Below are 15438 nucleotides of genomic sequence, written 5' to 3' on the forward strand. Positions count from 1 at the left end.
CTTAAGCATTTAGCGCAGTAAGCCAAATACTTTCTTAATAGGGGCGACTAGCTTGACGACTCTTGTTCCAGCAGTGATAAGGATAGCACCGAGCAGCCCGCCTGCTGTATTGAGGATAAGATCATCAACATCGAATGAGCCCATCATAAATAGCAGCTGCATCGTTTCGAGAGACAGACTTATGATAAAGGAGACAAAAGCTGCATTCGCTAAGTGCTCCTTTTTAGATAATAGTGCAATGATGATTCCCGTCGGAGCAAAGATCGCAATATTGCCGTAGAGATTAAGCCACTGCATCAACGCTAAATTTCCAGATAAGCTTTGCTTAATAGTGTGCAGCGGAACAAAGTTTGCCATTTCTATTCGACCAGATAACAGTGCAGGACGTTCTAGCAGCAGCTCCACTTGTTGATAAATGACATCTAGCTGTGGCAGCGACATCTTAAATAATATAATGACAAGCAGCACGTAGAGATTTACCAGAAAGGCTATATATAGCAGCATTCTCCATGCCTTCATCTTAACCTCTCCCTTGTTGTTACAATGATACCACCCACATTATTACCAGAAATCTCATAGTCTACACGAGGTTCAATCTTAATCGTAAGCTGTGGTTCATAATCATAATGTGTAATGGTATAGGTTTCGTCGCCTGTATTAACCGTAAGCTGCCCCTCATCAGCTAAAAATTCGATATATTCCTCTAGCACAAGGTCACGCTCCTGCATAATTAAGCTGTGTGGAAGTCCTACATAACGAAAATGCCACGGCTCATAACCAATGCCTGTAATATGCTGCTTATGCTCTGGATACCGCAATATAAAGCCGTAGGCTGCCCCATGCTGCTGCAGCCATTTGCCTTCTGGTGCAACCTCCATCTTCGACATCGTTGAGCTAATATCAAGCGCTAGGCCGCTGTTATGCTCGCTGTAACCAGCAGGTAAAGCATACACACTGCCAACCTCCTCGTATAGTTGCGCTTGATGCTCCAGACTGCGATAACCGCTCGTAATTAAAAATTGATTGATATTGTCATCATGTGCTGCATTCATCATTTCATGAAATGCAGCTAGCATGTTTTGTGAAAGCTTTACCTCATCGCTGGACAACGAATAGCCATGGTCTAAGGCTTTCTCTCGATTAATGGTGATAAGATCACTAGCAATCCCCTTTGGATCAAGCTGATTCTGTGCGTTAATAAGGAGCAGATTACCGATCTTCATCTGCTCCTCATCGATTTCAACAACAGTATATTCCCCATCCTTTTGCTCTTGGATAGTTTCAGACTTAATCTCCAGCTTATCCTTTTGAAGCTGCTGACCAACGATGACGATAATAATAAAAACTGCTAATATGAAAAACCACTTTTTCATTATTGCGTTGCTCTCCTTCTTTTACTAAAGTATCCACAGTATAGTGAAAACTCTTTAATAAAAAAGCGGGTTAATTCTTAAGAGTTTCTTAAAAGAACATAGTTGTTCAAAAAGCCTGGCTTTCAGGACCAAGAAGATGAGGTAAAACTAGAGAGCGAGTAGCGCAGCGTACGGATTTGGTACGTGAGCAACGGAGTTCTCGGTTGAACCTCATATTCGCCGTCGAATACGCTACAGTGCAACACATCGTCATCAAAGCTGGGCTTTTTGAACTTCCACTCGCTTTGCTACATATCTCCAACGCTTAAACATTCCTTCGGAATGAGGGGCGCTTTTGGTGATATGTAGCAAAAGCTGAAGCATTTTTTTTGCACGCGTGTGCTACGTCCTTCATGATTTTAGGGCTGAATCGGAGCAGCATTTGTTACCAGCGCTCCGCAATCAATGTCTCCATCGCTTAACATTCTCACGGAATGAGGGGCGCTGATGGGACATTGAGCGGAGCTGAAGCTCTTTCCTTGCAAGCATTTGAACCGACATCTTCCAATAAGGGTTCAAATGTTCGGCTTTCAGGACCAAGAAGATGAGGTAAAACTAGAGAACGAGTAGCGCAGCGTACATTCTTGGTACGTGAGCAACGGAGTTCTCGGTTGAACCTCATATTCGCCGTCGAATACGCTACAAAGAAGCAACATCGTCATCAAAGCTGAACTTTTGAACCGACATCTTCCAATAAGGGGTTCAAACGTTCGGCTTTCAGGACCAAGAAGCTTGACCGCTAGTTAGAAAATGAGGAGCGCAGCGTACGTATTTGGTACGTGAGCACCGGAATTTTCGCTAGCGTTCAAGATTCGCCGTCGAATACTCTACAACGCAACACATCGTCATCAAAGTCGTACATTTGAACCTACCCCTACAGGGAGGGTTATGGTAAAGCTTGTTCGTGTTACGTCACTCCCCACCCCAATCGAACCCCCGTGCTGCTCGATGATGTTTTTCGCAATGTATAGGCCAAGGCCTGTACTATTGCCTTCCTGGTGTGTGCGGGATCGATCTCCTTTGTAAAACAGATCAAATAAATGCTTCATGTCTTCTTCCTCGATCATGGCACCATAATTGGTTACTTGTATTACGATATTGTCCGCTTGACGCTCGACGGTTACGTCAATATACAAGCCATCGCTGCCGTAGCGTGCAGCATTGCTGAGTAAATTTTCAAACACACGCGCAAGCAGCTCACCATCCGCATTTAGATTAAGATCACCGTCTAGCTGAATACGACCTTGTACATGATGCGCTTCGAACATTGGGGACATTTCTTCAACTAGCTGTGTTAGCAGTTCACCGATATCTATCGGCTCATGGTGAAGGGTAATATGTCCATAGTTCATACGCGTAATCTCGAACAGCTGCTCAATTAAGCTCTCAAGCCGTTTCGATTTAGCATAGGCGATGGTTGTATAATGCTTGCTGCGCTCTTGGTCAAGCGTGTCATGCTGTAAAATATAGCTTAAATATCCGATGACCGAGGTAAGTGGTGTACGCAAGTCATGAGCAAGATTCATAATAAGCTGGTCCTTGCTTTGCTCTGCGACATCTCCTCTGCGGGTTGCTTCCTGCAGCTTTTCTGCAGCTCGATTAATATCATCAGCAATTTGCTGCAGCTCATCATTCGTTGACAGCTCTACTTTATGTGTAAAATTACCGCTGGCTAAATGATGAATCCCCTCTGAAATATTATTAAAGTATTTCACGTATGGCCTTGTAATAAGGTAAAACATAATAATAGATTGTGGTATGAAGATCATTAAAAATACATTGAGATCACCGATCTCAGCCATCCAGTGCCTCCAGCCTGCCAGCGGATCCTCCATATAGACATAGCTGCGGTAATATTGCCTCAATGCTAGATACAATAGGTAAGTCGTAGAAGCTGAGATCAGCATACTCAGTGCAAATGCGCCCAGCATTTTTGTCCGAAAGCTTCCTCTGCCAACGATCCTCTTCAGCCTATTATCCATTGAAGCTGTACCCCACTCCCCATACCGTTTTGATCCACTTATTTTTATCTTCACCTAGCTTCTTCCGCAATGTCCGGATATGTACCATCACTGTATTTGCCGAATCCATATAGGATTCGCCCCACACATGTACAAATATATTTTCAGAGCTAAACACTTTTTTAGGATGCTGAGCGAGCAAATGCAGGATATCAAATTCCTTAGGCGTTAGTTCAATTTCTCGGTCATATAGCTGAACTGTACGAGCATCAATATCAATACGTAGACCATTACGCTCGAGCACCGTGCTCTCTGTCGGATTAGGTTGAGCTAGCATCCGATATCTTCTCAGCTGGGCATTGACTCGAGCGACAAGCTCCATCGGATTAAAGGGCTTTGTTACATAATCATCCGCTCCAATAACAAGCCCCGTAATTTTATCCATATCTGTTGTCTTCGCACTAAGGAAAATAATAGGCATCGTGTAGTGCTCTCGTAATTTTTTCGTTACCTGATGCCCGTCCAGCTCCGGCATCATAATATCCATAATGATTAGACTTACAGGATGACTGCTTGCATAGTTAAGCGCTGAAAGACCATCTTGTTTAATCACAACCGAATAGCCTTCCTGCTCTAAATGCATCGCGATCAGCTTTGCGATATCCTCGTCATCCTCCGCTATCAGAATATTAACCATTTACTATTCACCTCAACCATGTATATACTCGCTAGTCTAAATAACATAAAAAAAAGCATCCTTTTTTGAGAAAGAATGCTTAGGCTGTACGAAATTGCTTTCTGCGACGCGAATTGTACAGCGTACCGATATAAGAATGAAGGCTGCCTTGATACATCAGCTCCATTTTAGCTGACATAAAATCAGCCGGTGTCGTAAGCGTAGGCAATTTATTAATAATATGCACATTTGCCTGCTGTAGAATACTATTAACAAATTGCGAGCAAAAATAATGATCCTTACGCTGCCAGTGGATCCCAAAAAGTACAGCAAGGATACCTAGAAAGTTGTAATGGTATTTGTCTTCATCTCTCATAAAGCTATCAATTTGTTCTCGGATATTGGTATATGCCTGCTCGTCTATCTGCAACTTATAGAGTTTGCACGGCGAATTGTGAAATAAAGGTCCGCGAACATCCTCTTGAACAAATCCACCGATCCATGGATTCGCTTGATCCTTACGTCCAAAGCTGTATACCTCTTTGAGCTCCGTGTCAAATGCTATGGAGACGTGGCTATACTGTTCACCAGTACAAAACTGAATAGAACGGGCGAGCAATGTACCTGTATTTGTAAGTAAAATATAGATTTCCTTCTCCATACTAAATTTGACCTCCTGAATGAATCTTATGAACATAACAATATCTTATTCTGCAATCCACTGTAACCGCCCAAGGTATTAATTCAATACTAGACATAAGTCGGAATCAAGTATCCATCTTTTAACATTTCATATATGTATTCATATTACTTCATTTTTAGTAGACAGTAAATAGACCAAATATATGTATCTCATCCACTAATAGCTATAGCAATTTAGCATTGTATCGGTGCAATAAGTGTGGCACAATTTACTAGTATACTAGTTCAATTATATATGAAAGGAAGTACATGCTATGCCACAACCATATGATATGCCGCTTGAGCAGCTGCGACAATATAAACCAAGCTCTACCGCAGCACCCGACTTTGATTCATTCTGGGAGGAAACATTAGCCGATTTGGCGCAGGTTCCACTTTCCTATGAAAGACATGAAATCGCTTACCCCGTAAAAGGATTAAAGGTTTATCGCGTCTACTACAAAGGCTTTAATGACGCACAAATCGAAGGTGTGTTAGCAATCCCTGAACAAAGCGATCCATTGCCAGGCATTGTTGAGTACCATGGCTATAATTGGGTCAATGATGGCGATGTTCATCATGCAGTGAACCTAGCGTTAAAGGGCTATGCTGTGCTACGTATGTTCTGCCGTGGACAATTTGCTGGTTCTATTAATAATGTCGTTGCCAGCAACGGACATAACACAGGATGGATGACTCAAGGTATTCAGAACAAATATGAATATTACTACCGAGCTGTTTACATGGATGCTGTGCGTGCAATAGACGTACTTGCTGCGCAGCCTGAGGTTGATGCAACGCGTATCGCAGTTACTGGCGGCAGCCAAGGCGGAGCTATTACATTAGCGGCTGCAGCACTATCTGAAACTCCAGTATTGGCCGTTGCTGATTACCCTTACCTGTCGAACTTCGAGCGCGCTATTGATGTGACGCCTAATGGTCCATACTATGAGCTGAATGAATATTTCAGACGTAATTCCAGTTCGCCTCAGTTAGAAGTAAATGCGAAGCAAACGCTAAGTTATTTTGACATTATGAATCTTGCTCCTCGCATCAAATGCTATACATGGTTAACTGTCGGTCTGATCGATGATATTACACCACCGTCTACAATATTTGCTGCATATAACCATCTTACATGCGACAAAGACATTGAAGTCTACCGCTACTTTGGTCACGAGCAAGCTCCAGCTTCGGTTACGATTCGTTTACAGCTCTTTATGGATTACCTGCAAAGCAAATAAAAGTAAAACGAGCTAGCTGTCAGAATACTATTCATGACGAGCTAGCTCGTTAACGTATATCCTTACTCCTCAACTACCTCTTCTTCAGCGATCTCTTCCGTTTCGACGACGTCCATAGGTAATACTTCCATGCCGCCACCTTCACCGTATTTATCTTCCCAGTACTTATCCATTTCTTCCTGAGACATCATTCCTTGTGCAAGAAGCTCATCACCTTTAATTTGCAAAGTAGATAATGCTTCAGCAACCGTCGTTTCACCACTGCTAACTTTCGCTAGCTCAGTCTGCATCAAGCTATAGAATTCGAATTGGAAGATCTGTGGAACTTTCGTATAATCCATAGAATTGTTGTACGTAGATGGACGTACTTTGTAGAATGCATCGTAGTTACGATCATCGTCTTTCTTCATATACGTACTGCGAAGCGGCATATTGCCATAAGACACTTTAGATTTCACACGTGCATATTCGTCACCTGTAATATAGGAAATAAAATTCCAAGCTTGCTCGATATTCGTTGACTGGCTGTTAATAGCAAAGATACCTTGATAGTTAATATAGCTGGATTCTTCCGGGTTCGATGAGCTTACCGGAGCCGTAACGATATCCCAGTTTTGAATTAAATCATCTGGATTTTCAGCATAAGTTGATAGATTCTCAAGCTCTTGTAATAAGTAGTTTCCATCTAGACGCATAGCAAGTTTACCAGCATAGAAAGGATCGCGAGCATAATAATCCATTCTGCTCACAGCACCTTCATTTTCCCACATGATGCTATCATAGAAAAGAGAATTAGAGTTCATAACAGAAATCGCTGTTTCTACTAACGAGTTCCATGCTGGAGTATCGATCGTCATTTGCAGTGTATCCGCATTGAACATTTGTAGGTTTTCACCTTGAGATAGAGTATTAACAATCTCGCTTAGCTCTTGTCCCCAGCCCATTTTCAAGCCGTAAACACGATCTGGATATTCCCCATCTGTAGGGAACATTTTAGCTAGATCAATGATTTGGGCCCAAGACATCTGATCGGTTGGGTACGGCACGCCGTATTCATCAAACAGGTCTTTATTATAGTAGATGACTTGACTATAGAAGCTCGTTGGAATTCCGTACAGCTTACCGTTACCAAGATTTTTCATAGAATCAACTAAGCCTGGAACAAGACCAGCTGCATTGTACTTCTCTTCATTGACAAAGTTTTCAATGTCATACAGCTTACCTTCATCTCCGAGAGAAGTTAGCTGAGATGGTTCAATCATAATGACGTCCGGCTTTTCTTCTTCAATGAACTGCAAATACGCTTCATTATAGTCCGTTTCGCCATCATTCGTACGCTCATAAATTTTGCTCGTGTTAACAACTTCGATCTCAACATCTGGATTAACAGCACTGTATACCATTCCATACTCCGAAAAGAAGGAGCTCTCATCGTAATACATAACTTTCAGTGTTGACGGTTCGGTTTCATTGCCGCTGTTGCCTTTACTTCCAAAGCTGCATCCTGCAAGCAACGCCGCAGACATACAGACGGCAAGACTGGTCTTCATCCATTTTTTCATTGTGCGTTTACACCTCTCAAATTTTTTCACTCTGCATCTACTAACGTAGCACATCGGAAAAAGGTTGCAAGGTTTCCATCATTTTCTGAAATTTTTCTCAGAATTTTTATATTTAGAAGTTATTCCGCAGCTCTAATAGGATATAACGTCGTATATCGATCAGAAATGGACATCAATTCAATAATATAGTTATACTCCTTCTCCAGCGCATCAGTTAGGGCGACAGGCTCGAACGTCGCTAGTGATACTGCCTCCCCATCCTTAAAGCCTTCGCCTGGAATAAAGAGTACCTCATCATTAAAAAAGCTACCCGTTGGCAAATAATATCTAGCACCGACAATATTCGTCGTTACATTAAGCAGATCAGATCCAAATATAATAAGCTCTGAACCTTTCTCCGTTATTCCTAGCAGGTTCAACACCGTCGGCAGCATATCTACCTGTCCGCCCACCTGCTCAACCACTTCTCCTGCAACATTAGGAGCATGAATGAAGAATGGAATGTTCATCCTTGTTATTGTCTCGTGATATGGAATACCTAGCTGCTCACTAACCCACTCGGGCGGATTATCCTTTGGCTGCAAGCCAAAGTGATCACCATATATGGCTACTACGCTTTTTTCCAGCAAGCCATGCTCATCTAGCTCCTTCATAAACCGCTCCAGCTGACGATCTACGTAGTGAATCGCTTGGAGGTAATGTCCAAGCTGAGTATCTTCAAGCTCCGTAGGCAGGTTTAACATTTGATATTGCTCTGGTATTTTAAAGGGATGATGACTAGATACGGTAACGAGATGTGCATAGAACGGTTGATCTCGTCGCTCCAGCTCCAGCATGTTCTGTAGAGCTACTTTAAACAGCTGCTCATCCGAAGCACCCCAGCTGTTAAATTCATCATTCTTAAAGCTAGGCTTATCGAAATAATCATTAAACCCTAAAGCGGGATACATTTCATTACGATTCCAAAAGGTAACGTCATTCACATGAAAGGTGTACGATTCATACCCATGCTGTGCAAGCAATCTTGGCAGGCTATATGCTAATTTTCCAGTTAACTGCTTGCTCGTTGACTGAAGCGCGCTAGGGTAGGCTCCCGTATTCATCATAAACTCAGCATCCGATGTATTACCTTCAGCGATTTGCTGATAAATATGTGGGAAATACAGACTCTGCTCTGCTGCCAGCTGGTTGAGGTAAGGCGTTATCGTCTGACCATTCACCTCTAAGCCAATAACGAAATTCTGCATCGCTTCGACTTGTATAGCGATCAAATCACTGCCTGCTGCAGCACCGTGATATAGCAATTGCTCCGGCTCATTTTGGCTCTCCAGCCACGCTTGCACCTGTTTCCTAAGCTCACTAATCTCCTCTTCAGACGGTTGAACAGCCTTCATCGCATTTGTCTGGTTAAATGCCAACTGATAGGTTATGACACCAAGTCTTTTGGCTAATGCATGACTGTTCTCAATATGTCTGCTGCTATATAAGCTACATATAACGACCAGCAGGCATATAACTGCAGTAAGCATCGGATATATTCTAGGCCGCCATATGCTGCGACTGGAGATTGTCCATTGGATAGAGCGCTTTTCCTGCTTATCACGCCAAATGAGCAGCACAATCGCTACAATGACAAAATCAATAAAAAACAGTAGCATATATGGCTCAATGGATGAAGCGATGCTTTCCCGAATTTGTCCCACCTGATTGAGGTTGGATAATGTGTAGTATGTCGGCACATTTCCGTAATAACTATAATAAATAGCTACAGCGAACCATAGTATAGATATGGCAACTGCTGCAATGGTTTGCGTTACTTTGCGCCATGCCCCTGTCCATATACAAGCAGGTATTACCATAATAAGACCTACCGCAGCAGCATCTGAAACGATCCCGTACCATGAGTAATCATTTAACACCATGTGACGAAAAAGCAGCAGCTTGAGCATTAACGTTACGGTCCATACGAGTCCTAGATGTGCTCTTAATGCTTTCATTTACTCACTCCCTACTTCATTAAAGCTTCTCTTTACATGTTCTTAACAAATTGCATTATTAACCTTGATACAGCAGTTGTCAACTTTCTGTTATAACTTTCAAAAATTTGGTTGTTCATTGTTGATTACCATATTCTTTGTTATGATAGAAAACATAACTATGTATCTCTCAAGGAGGATTATGAATGAGCGAGCAATCAAATAACGGGGGACCATTTGACGATCAAGCGAATCCGTCCCAACCGAATTCGACTGCAGGTGAATCGAATCAACAGCAAGCTGGACAGGAACAACAGCCTCGTTATGAGCAGGATCCTAACCAGCAGCAATATAATCAACCTGGTCAAACAACGCAGGGTGCCCAGAATCCTTATTCGTATCAGCAAGGACAGCAGCCGCAAGGCGGTTTTCAACAAGGGCAGCAAGTAAATTACGACCAAGCACCTTATGGTCAAGGCGGATATACTCAGCAGCAGCAACAACAGCAGCAGCATTATCAGCAAGCGCCTTATGGTCAGCAGCAAGGGCAGTATAACCAAGGACAATACCAATATCCACCACAGCAGCCTGGCGGCTATCCATATCAACAGCCTGTTTATATGGCTAAAAAGACAAACACAAAATCCATCGTCTCTCTTATTCTTGGTATTGCGTCAATTATGCTTCCATACATCGGTTTCTTTATCGGTATTGCTGGTATTATCGTCAGTACCCTATCGCTTAAAGAACTAAAGCAACGACCAGAGGATGGTAAAGGACTTGCAATTAGCGGTCTTGTAACAAGTATTATTGGTACAGTTTTATACGGTATTATTCTATTAATCGTTGTCTTTGCTATCGCACTGTTTTCAGAATCGAATAACTACTATTATTAACAAAAAGAGTATGTTCAAAAAGTGTCTTTTTGAGCACGCATAAAGGAATATCGTATGAATAAAGAATTTAACTTTGTTTCCTGGAACGTAAATGGCTTGCGTGCTTGTGTCACGAAAGGCTTTCTCGAGCATTTTCATCGTTATGATGCAGACTTCTTCTGCTTACAAGAAATAAAGCTGCAGGAAGGACAAATTGAGCTTGATCTTGGTAGTGAATACAAGCAGTATTGGAACTACGCTCAGAAGAAGGGCTATTCTGGTACAGCGATTTTTACGAAGCACGAGCCGTTATCTGTCCACTATGGCATCGAGCAGAACGAAGAGCCTGAGGGACGTATCATTACGCTTGAATATGAGTCGTTCTACTTGATTACCGTTTACACACCAAATGCTAAGCGTGATCTTTCCCGATTACCATACCGATTAGAGTGGGAAGAGCGCTTTGCAGAGTATGTGACAGAGCTAAACAGCAAAAAGCCAGTCATCATTTGTGGTGATCTAAACGTTGCGCATCTTGACATAGATGTGAAAAATGCAAAATCCAATATTGGCAACTCAGGCTTTACATTTGAGGAACGCGGCTGCATGACCTCCCTTCAGCAGAGAGGATTTGTCGATAGCTTCCGCCATCTCTACCCAGAGGTGGAGGACCGTTTCACCTGGTGGTCCTTTATGGCTAAAGTTCGGGAGCGAAATATTGGATGGCGCATCGACTATTTCCTCGTATCAGAGCAGCTGAAAAGTGGGATTGTCGAGGCCACGATCGAAGATCATGTGATGGGCAGTGATCATTGTCCGGTAATATTAAAGCTTCAGCTCGATGAGCAAGCATAGCAGTAATAAAATAGGCGTCTCCTTTGACCATTGGAAGAATGGCTGGGAGACGCCTACTTTTATGATTAAACTACTCGCTTTGCTGGGGCTCCTGTGTTAACGGAATCCGGTACTCGGAATAGGTCTCAACGATATGCTCGCCTTGATCGAATACCCAGCTAAAGTGGAATGTATCACCTTCGTAGCCTGTACGATTACGAATATCAGGCACGATGACTTCATCCATGTTAGCTGCAATGATCTGCTCCATCTCCTTCAGTCGCTTCAGCGTTTCATGAGCAAGAGAGACAGCCTCCTCCTCAGGCAGCGATTGCGCGAAATATATTTCTGCTATATCCTCTGTCGTTAACCCATCCTCTAGCACGATGCCGCTTCCGCGAAAAACTTCCTTCACAATACTGACCCAATCTGCCACCAGGTCTATTTCGATGTTATACATTAGTCGTTTCCGTCTCCAATCTAACTTTGATACTCTTCCATTTCAACTTCACCAGCTCCACCATTGGCGAATTGGCTTTGGTACAAATCAGCATAAAAGCCTCCTGCAGCTAACAGCTCTTCATGCGTTCCCTGCTCGATGACCGATCCCTGATTCATGACCAGTATACGGTCTGCATCTTTTATTGTCGATAGTCGATGAGCAATAACAAAGCTCGTTCTTCCCTGCATTAGATTATGCATCGCTTGTTGAATAAACAGCTCTGTTCGTGTATCGACACTGCTTGTTGCTTCATCTAGAATGAGCATCGGTGGATCAGCCAATATCGCTCGTGCGATCGTAAGCAGCTGCTTTTGTCCTGAGGAGATGTTGGATGCTTCCTCATTTAACACGGTATCATACCCCTCTGGCAGCGTACGAATAAAATGATCCGCATGGGCAGCCTTAGCAGCAGCGATAATCTCTTCCTCCGTAGCACCCGCTCGGCCATAGGCAATATTGTCACGTATCGTTCCATTAAACAGCCACGTATCCTGCAGCACCATACCGAACAATGAACGTACATACGAACGATTGAAGCTTTCGATCCGCTCCCCATCAATCGTAATCTTACCGCCTTGAATATTGTAGAAGCGCATAAGCAAATTAACTAGTGTAGTTTTCCCTGCACCCGTTGGACCAACAATAGCAATCATCTGACCGCTCTTCACATCAAGTGATAAATCCTTCATGAGCAGCTTATCCTCGCTGTATCCAAACTGCACATGCTCGAACGAAACATTGCCCTTCGGATTCGAGATTTTTTTCGTTGGTTGCGCTAGCTCCTGCTCCTCCTCTTCATCAAGAAGCTCGAATACACGTTCAGCAGAAGCAATGGTAGATTGAATAATGTTAGCGATATTAGCCGTCTGCATAATCGGCTGCGTAAATTGTCTTGCATATTGTATAAAGGCTTGAATGTTACCTACCGAAATATTACCTTTTGTCATCTGGATACCGCCGACTACACAAATCAGCACGTAGCCGATATTTCCGATAAAGCCCATTAACGGCCACATAATTCCAGAGATAAACTGAGCCTTCCAGCTTGAATGATACAGCACCTCGTTCATTTGGCGGAATTTCTCGACCGATTGTTTCTCTCGACCAAACGCCTTGATGATCGTGTGTCCTGTATACATCTCTTCAACATGTCCATTCAGCTGTCCAAGCTGGTCCTGTTGGCTTTTGAAATGCTTTTGTGACTGCTTGGCGATTAGTGCAATGACGACAAAGCTAAGCGGTAGCGTAAGAACAAGGATCAATGTTAACAATGGACTAATCGTTAGCATCATAATAATAATACCGAGCAGTGTTACCACTGAGGTGATCATTTGCGTTAAGCTTTGCTGAAGGGTATTGGCGATATTATCCACATCATTGACCATTCGACTTAATATATCACCATTGGATCTTTTATCAAAAAACCTTAATGGAAGTCGTCCAAGCTTCGTATTTACGTCTTCGCGCAGGTCGTAAACTACTTTCTGCGCAACTCTAGCCATTAAATACTGCTGAAGAAAAGCAAAGAGTGAGCTGATGACGTAAAGGGCAGCAAGGATCGCTAATATATAAGCAATGCGCTGAAAATCAATTGCTGCGCCTGGCTCATTATTAAATTTAGCCAACCATCCGTCCAGTAGTACATCTGTCGCTTCCCCTAAAATTTTTGGGCTTATAATAGCAAAAAGTGTGCTTAGTATTGCCGTTAGCAAAACGATAAAGAGTCTGAGGCGGAATGGTTTAAGGTATCCCAGTAGTCGCTTCAATGTTCCTTTAAAGTTTTTAGCCTTTACCCCGGGCATCATCATGCCAGGAGGACCACCTGGACCTCCCGGTCCTGGCGGGCGACTTGCTCCGCCACGTGCATTATGGCTTTTACTCATGCGCTCTCCTCCTCTGACAGCTGCGATTGAACGATCTCTCGATAGACATCGCTAGTTTCTAGCAGCTCTTGATGCGTGCCTTTACCAACGATTTCTCCTTCGTTCAACACGATAATTTGTTCAGCATGCATAACCGTGCTAACACGCTGAGCAACGATAATCATCGCAGCATCCGTAACATGCTCCTTCAGCGCACTGCGTAATGCAGCATCCGTCTTGTAATCAAGCGCGGAGAAGCTATCATCGAATAAATATAGAGAAGGCTTACGAACAAGGGCACGAGCAATGGATAGGCGCTGCTTCTGACCACCGGAAATATTGGTTCCACCTTGCGATAGCACCGTGTCGAAGCCATGCTCCATTCTTTCAATAAATGGGAGCGCCTGAGCAATGGCAGCTGCCTCGCGCACCTCTTCCTCCGTCGCATCTTCCTTACCATAACGGATGTTTTCCGTAATGGTACCACTATAAATCATATTTTTCTGTGGAACTAAAGCCATCTGATTGCGAAGCTCTTCAAGTCCCCAACGCTTCACATCCACTCCATTCAGCATGACCTCACCCTCATCACAGTCGAAGAAGCGCTCAATTAAATTGATCAACGTTGTTTTGCCTGAGCCTGTTCCCCCGATAATCGCTGTCACTTCGCCTGGTTTACTCTCGAAGGATATGTTGTGTACAGCTGGTTTCTCAGCGCCAGGATAAGTATAGCTTACGTTACGAAAGGTTATCGTTCCTTTCAATGCAGGATTAGCAGCTATTCTATTGTGCTCATGGCTGTCTACAACAGAAGGTTCCGTATTGAGGACCTCATTAATTCTCACAGCAGATGCTTGTGCTCTTGGCAGCATGACAAACATCATGGACATCATCACTAATGAGAACATAATTTGCATCGCGTATTGAATAAATGCCATTAAATCTCCAATCATCATCTGTCCCATATCAATACGTTTACTGCCAAACCACACAATAGCAATAATACATACGTTCATAATCAGCATCATGACCGGCATCATAAAGGCCATAATCTGATTTACTTTAACGGCAGTATTCATTAGATCTTTGTTGGCATCGGTAAAGCGTCCTGCCTCGAACGAGGTACGATTGAAGGCGCGAATAACGCGTATACCCGTTAATCCTTCACGAAGCACTAGATTAATGCGATCTAGCTTTTTCTGCATAATCTTAAAGTGAGGCATGCCAAAGCGTACAATAATAAAGATGGCAAGCGCCAGCACTGGCAGAACAACTAATAATACCATCGACAGCTGTACATCCTTGTACAGTGCCATAATGATTCCGCCGATACACATAAGCGGCGCCATTACCATCATGCGCAAAATCATTAAAATAACCTGCTGCACCTGATTAATATCATTCGTTGTACGCGTAATTAAAGATGCAGTACCGAGCTTGTCAAACTCCTGAAGAGAAAAGCTCTCTACCTTGTCAAACACATCATGTCGGACTATCTTACCGAATGATGATGAAACCTTTGAGGCATACAGGCTTGCAAGCACGGATACAATCGTCCCGATGATAGACACTCCGAGCATAAAGCCACCCATTTTCCATATGTAGCCCGTATCGCCTGTGAGTATCCCATTGTTCACGATATCTGACATTAATGTAGGTAAATATAAATCCGCTAATGATTGCATTAATATCAAAATAATAATTGCGATAATCGTAAAAAGATACGGCCTCAAATAACGCATCAATTGAAGCATCGATCCATCCTTCTTTCTATGTATGGCACTTTGTCCATATATAATAGTAGACTTACGATGAACTGGATATAATAGGTTTCGTTAAGCCTAACGATCAAA

The 15438-nt window shown here is 43.0% G+C and carries 13 protein-coding genes; 3 read left to right on the plus strand and 10 right to left on the minus strand.

The features are described from left to right. Nucleotides 1-9 precede the first annotated feature (9 nt). The 5 genes from NSQ99_RS18685 to NSQ99_RS18705 all read right to left on the minus strand — a co-directional run bounded on the left by NSQ99_RS18685 (nucleotide 10) and on the right by NSQ99_RS18705 (nucleotide 4710). A complete protein-coding gene (locus NSQ99_RS18685; protein WP_340838446.1) occupies nucleotides 10-519 on the minus strand; it encodes a VanZ family protein in 510 nt (169 codons plus the stop codon). Continuing rightward, nucleotides 516-1373, minus strand: a complete 858-nt coding sequence (locus NSQ99_RS18690) for a M15 family metallopeptidase (RefSeq protein ID WP_340838447.1) — start codon at nucleotides 1371-1373, stop codon at nucleotides 516-518. The genes NSQ99_RS18685 and NSQ99_RS18690 overlap by 4 nt, the downstream gene beginning before the upstream one ends. Nucleotides 1374-2260: 887 nt before the next feature. Further along, a complete protein-coding gene (locus tag NSQ99_RS18695; RefSeq protein WP_340838448.1) occupies nucleotides 2261-3394 on the minus strand; it encodes a HAMP domain-containing sensor histidine kinase in 1134 nt (377 codons plus the stop codon). Next, nucleotides 3387-4070, minus strand: coding sequence for a response regulator transcription factor (locus NSQ99_RS18700; RefSeq protein ID WP_251667423.1), 684 nt, complete (start codon nucleotides 4068-4070; stop codon nucleotides 3387-3389). Before NSQ99_RS18700 ends, NSQ99_RS18695 begins: the two co-directional genes overlap by 8 nt. Nucleotides 4071-4149: 79 nt before the next feature. Then, on the minus strand, nucleotides 4150-4710 hold the full coding sequence (locus NSQ99_RS18705) for a hypothetical protein (RefSeq protein WP_251667422.1): 561 nt from the start codon (nucleotides 4708-4710) through the stop codon (nucleotides 4150-4152). A 295-nt stretch (nucleotides 4711-5005) separates the two neighbouring features. Between NSQ99_RS18705 and NSQ99_RS18710 the strand changes: the two genes are divergently transcribed. Next, nucleotides 5006-5974, plus strand: coding sequence for an acetylxylan esterase (locus NSQ99_RS18710; RefSeq protein WP_340838449.1), 969 nt, complete (start codon nucleotides 5006-5008; stop codon nucleotides 5972-5974). Nucleotides 5975-6036: 62 nt separating this feature from the next. Here the strand turns inward: NSQ99_RS18710 and NSQ99_RS18715 are convergent, their stop codons facing one another. Continuing rightward, nucleotides 6037-7536: an ABC transporter substrate-binding protein gene (locus NSQ99_RS18715; protein ID WP_340838450.1), complete on the minus strand. Its 1500-nt coding sequence runs from the start codon at nucleotides 7534-7536 to the stop codon at nucleotides 6037-6039. Between the two features lie 119 nt (nucleotides 7537-7655). Next, a complete protein-coding gene (locus NSQ99_RS18720) occupies nucleotides 7656-9533 on the minus strand; it encodes an LTA synthase family protein (protein ID WP_340838451.1) in 1878 nt (625 codons plus the stop codon). A gap of 185 nt (nucleotides 9534-9718) precedes the next feature. Between NSQ99_RS18720 and NSQ99_RS18725 the strand changes: the two genes are divergently transcribed. Together NSQ99_RS18725 and NSQ99_RS18730 are read left to right on the plus strand one after the other, a co-directional pair. Next, nucleotides 9719-10408, plus strand: a complete 690-nt coding sequence (locus NSQ99_RS18725; protein WP_340838453.1) for a DUF4190 domain-containing protein — start codon at nucleotides 9719-9721, stop codon at nucleotides 10406-10408. Nucleotides 10409-10462: 54 nt separating this feature from the next. Continuing rightward, nucleotides 10463-11242, plus strand: a complete 780-nt coding sequence (locus NSQ99_RS18730; RefSeq protein ID WP_340838454.1) for an exodeoxyribonuclease III — start codon at nucleotides 10463-10465, stop codon at nucleotides 11240-11242. A 70-nt stretch (nucleotides 11243-11312) separates the two neighbouring features. Here NSQ99_RS18730 and NSQ99_RS18735 read toward each other — a convergent pair whose 3' ends face one another. From NSQ99_RS18735 to NSQ99_RS18745, 3 genes are read right to left on the minus strand one after another with little or no spacing between them, the layout of a single operon-like run. Beyond that, nucleotides 11313-11681, minus strand: a complete 369-nt coding sequence (locus NSQ99_RS18735) for a hypothetical protein (RefSeq protein WP_251667416.1) — start codon at nucleotides 11679-11681, stop codon at nucleotides 11313-11315. Between the two features lie 20 nt (nucleotides 11682-11701). Next, nucleotides 11702-13606, minus strand: coding sequence for an ABC transporter ATP-binding protein (locus NSQ99_RS18740; protein ID WP_340838455.1), 1905 nt, complete (start codon nucleotides 13604-13606; stop codon nucleotides 11702-11704). Next, the gene (locus NSQ99_RS18745; RefSeq protein WP_340838456.1) at nucleotides 13603-15339 is read right to left on the minus strand and encodes an ABC transporter ATP-binding protein; all 1737 of its coding nucleotides are present in this window, start codon (nucleotides 15337-15339) and stop codon (nucleotides 13603-13605) included. Before NSQ99_RS18745 ends, NSQ99_RS18740 begins: the two co-directional genes overlap by 4 nt. Between the last annotated feature and the right edge of the window lie 99 nt (nucleotides 15340-15438).

It is taken from the genome of Paenibacillus sp. FSL W7-1287 (assembly GCF_038004245.1).
GTDB classification, from domain to species: Bacteria; Bacillota; Bacilli; order Paenibacillales; family Paenibacillaceae; genus Pristimantibacillus; species Pristimantibacillus camelliae.

Bases quoted from the DNA above. Each gene is read 5' to 3' on its own strand.
- NSQ99_RS18685 (WP_340838446.1), bottom strand. From the start codon at position 519: ATGAAGGCATGGAGAATGCTGCTATATATAGCCTTTCTGGTAAATCTC.
- NSQ99_RS18690 (WP_340838447.1), bottom strand. From the start codon at position 1,373: ATGAAAAAGTGGTTTTTCATATTAGCAGTTTTTATTATTATCGTCATC.
- NSQ99_RS18695 (WP_340838448.1), bottom strand. From the start codon at position 3,394: ATGGATAATAGGCTGAAGAGGATCGTTGGCAGAGGAAGCTTTCGGACA.
- NSQ99_RS18700 (WP_251667423.1), bottom strand. From the start codon at position 4,070: ATGGTTAATATTCTGATAGCGGAGGATGACGAGGATATCGCAAAGCTG.
- NSQ99_RS18705 (WP_251667422.1), bottom strand. From the start codon at position 4,710: ATGGAGAAGGAAATCTATATTTTACTTACAAATACAGGTACATTGCTC.
- NSQ99_RS18710 (WP_340838449.1), top strand. From the start codon at position 5,006: ATGCCACAACCATATGATATGCCGCTTGAGCAGCTGCGACAATATAAA.
- NSQ99_RS18715 (WP_340838450.1), bottom strand. From the start codon at position 7,536: ATGAAAAAATGGATGAAGACCAGTCTTGCCGTCTGTATGTCTGCGGCG.
- NSQ99_RS18720 (WP_340838451.1), bottom strand. From the start codon at position 9,533: ATGAAAGCATTAAGAGCACATCTAGGACTCGTATGGACCGTAACGTTA.
- NSQ99_RS18725 (WP_340838453.1), top strand. From the start codon at position 9,719: ATGAGCGAGCAATCAAATAACGGGGGACCATTTGACGATCAAGCGAAT.
- NSQ99_RS18730 (WP_340838454.1), top strand. From the start codon at position 10,463: ATGAATAAAGAATTTAACTTTGTTTCCTGGAACGTAAATGGCTTGCGT.
- NSQ99_RS18735 (WP_251667416.1), bottom strand. From the start codon at position 11,681: ATGTATAACATCGAAATAGACCTGGTGGCAGATTGGGTCAGTATTGTG.
- NSQ99_RS18740 (WP_340838455.1), bottom strand. From the start codon at position 13,606: ATGAGTAAAAGCCATAATGCACGTGGCGGAGCAAGTCGCCCGCCAGGA.
- NSQ99_RS18745 (WP_340838456.1), bottom strand. From the start codon at position 15,339: ATGCTTCAATTGATGCGTTATTTGAGGCCGTATCTTTTTACGATTATC.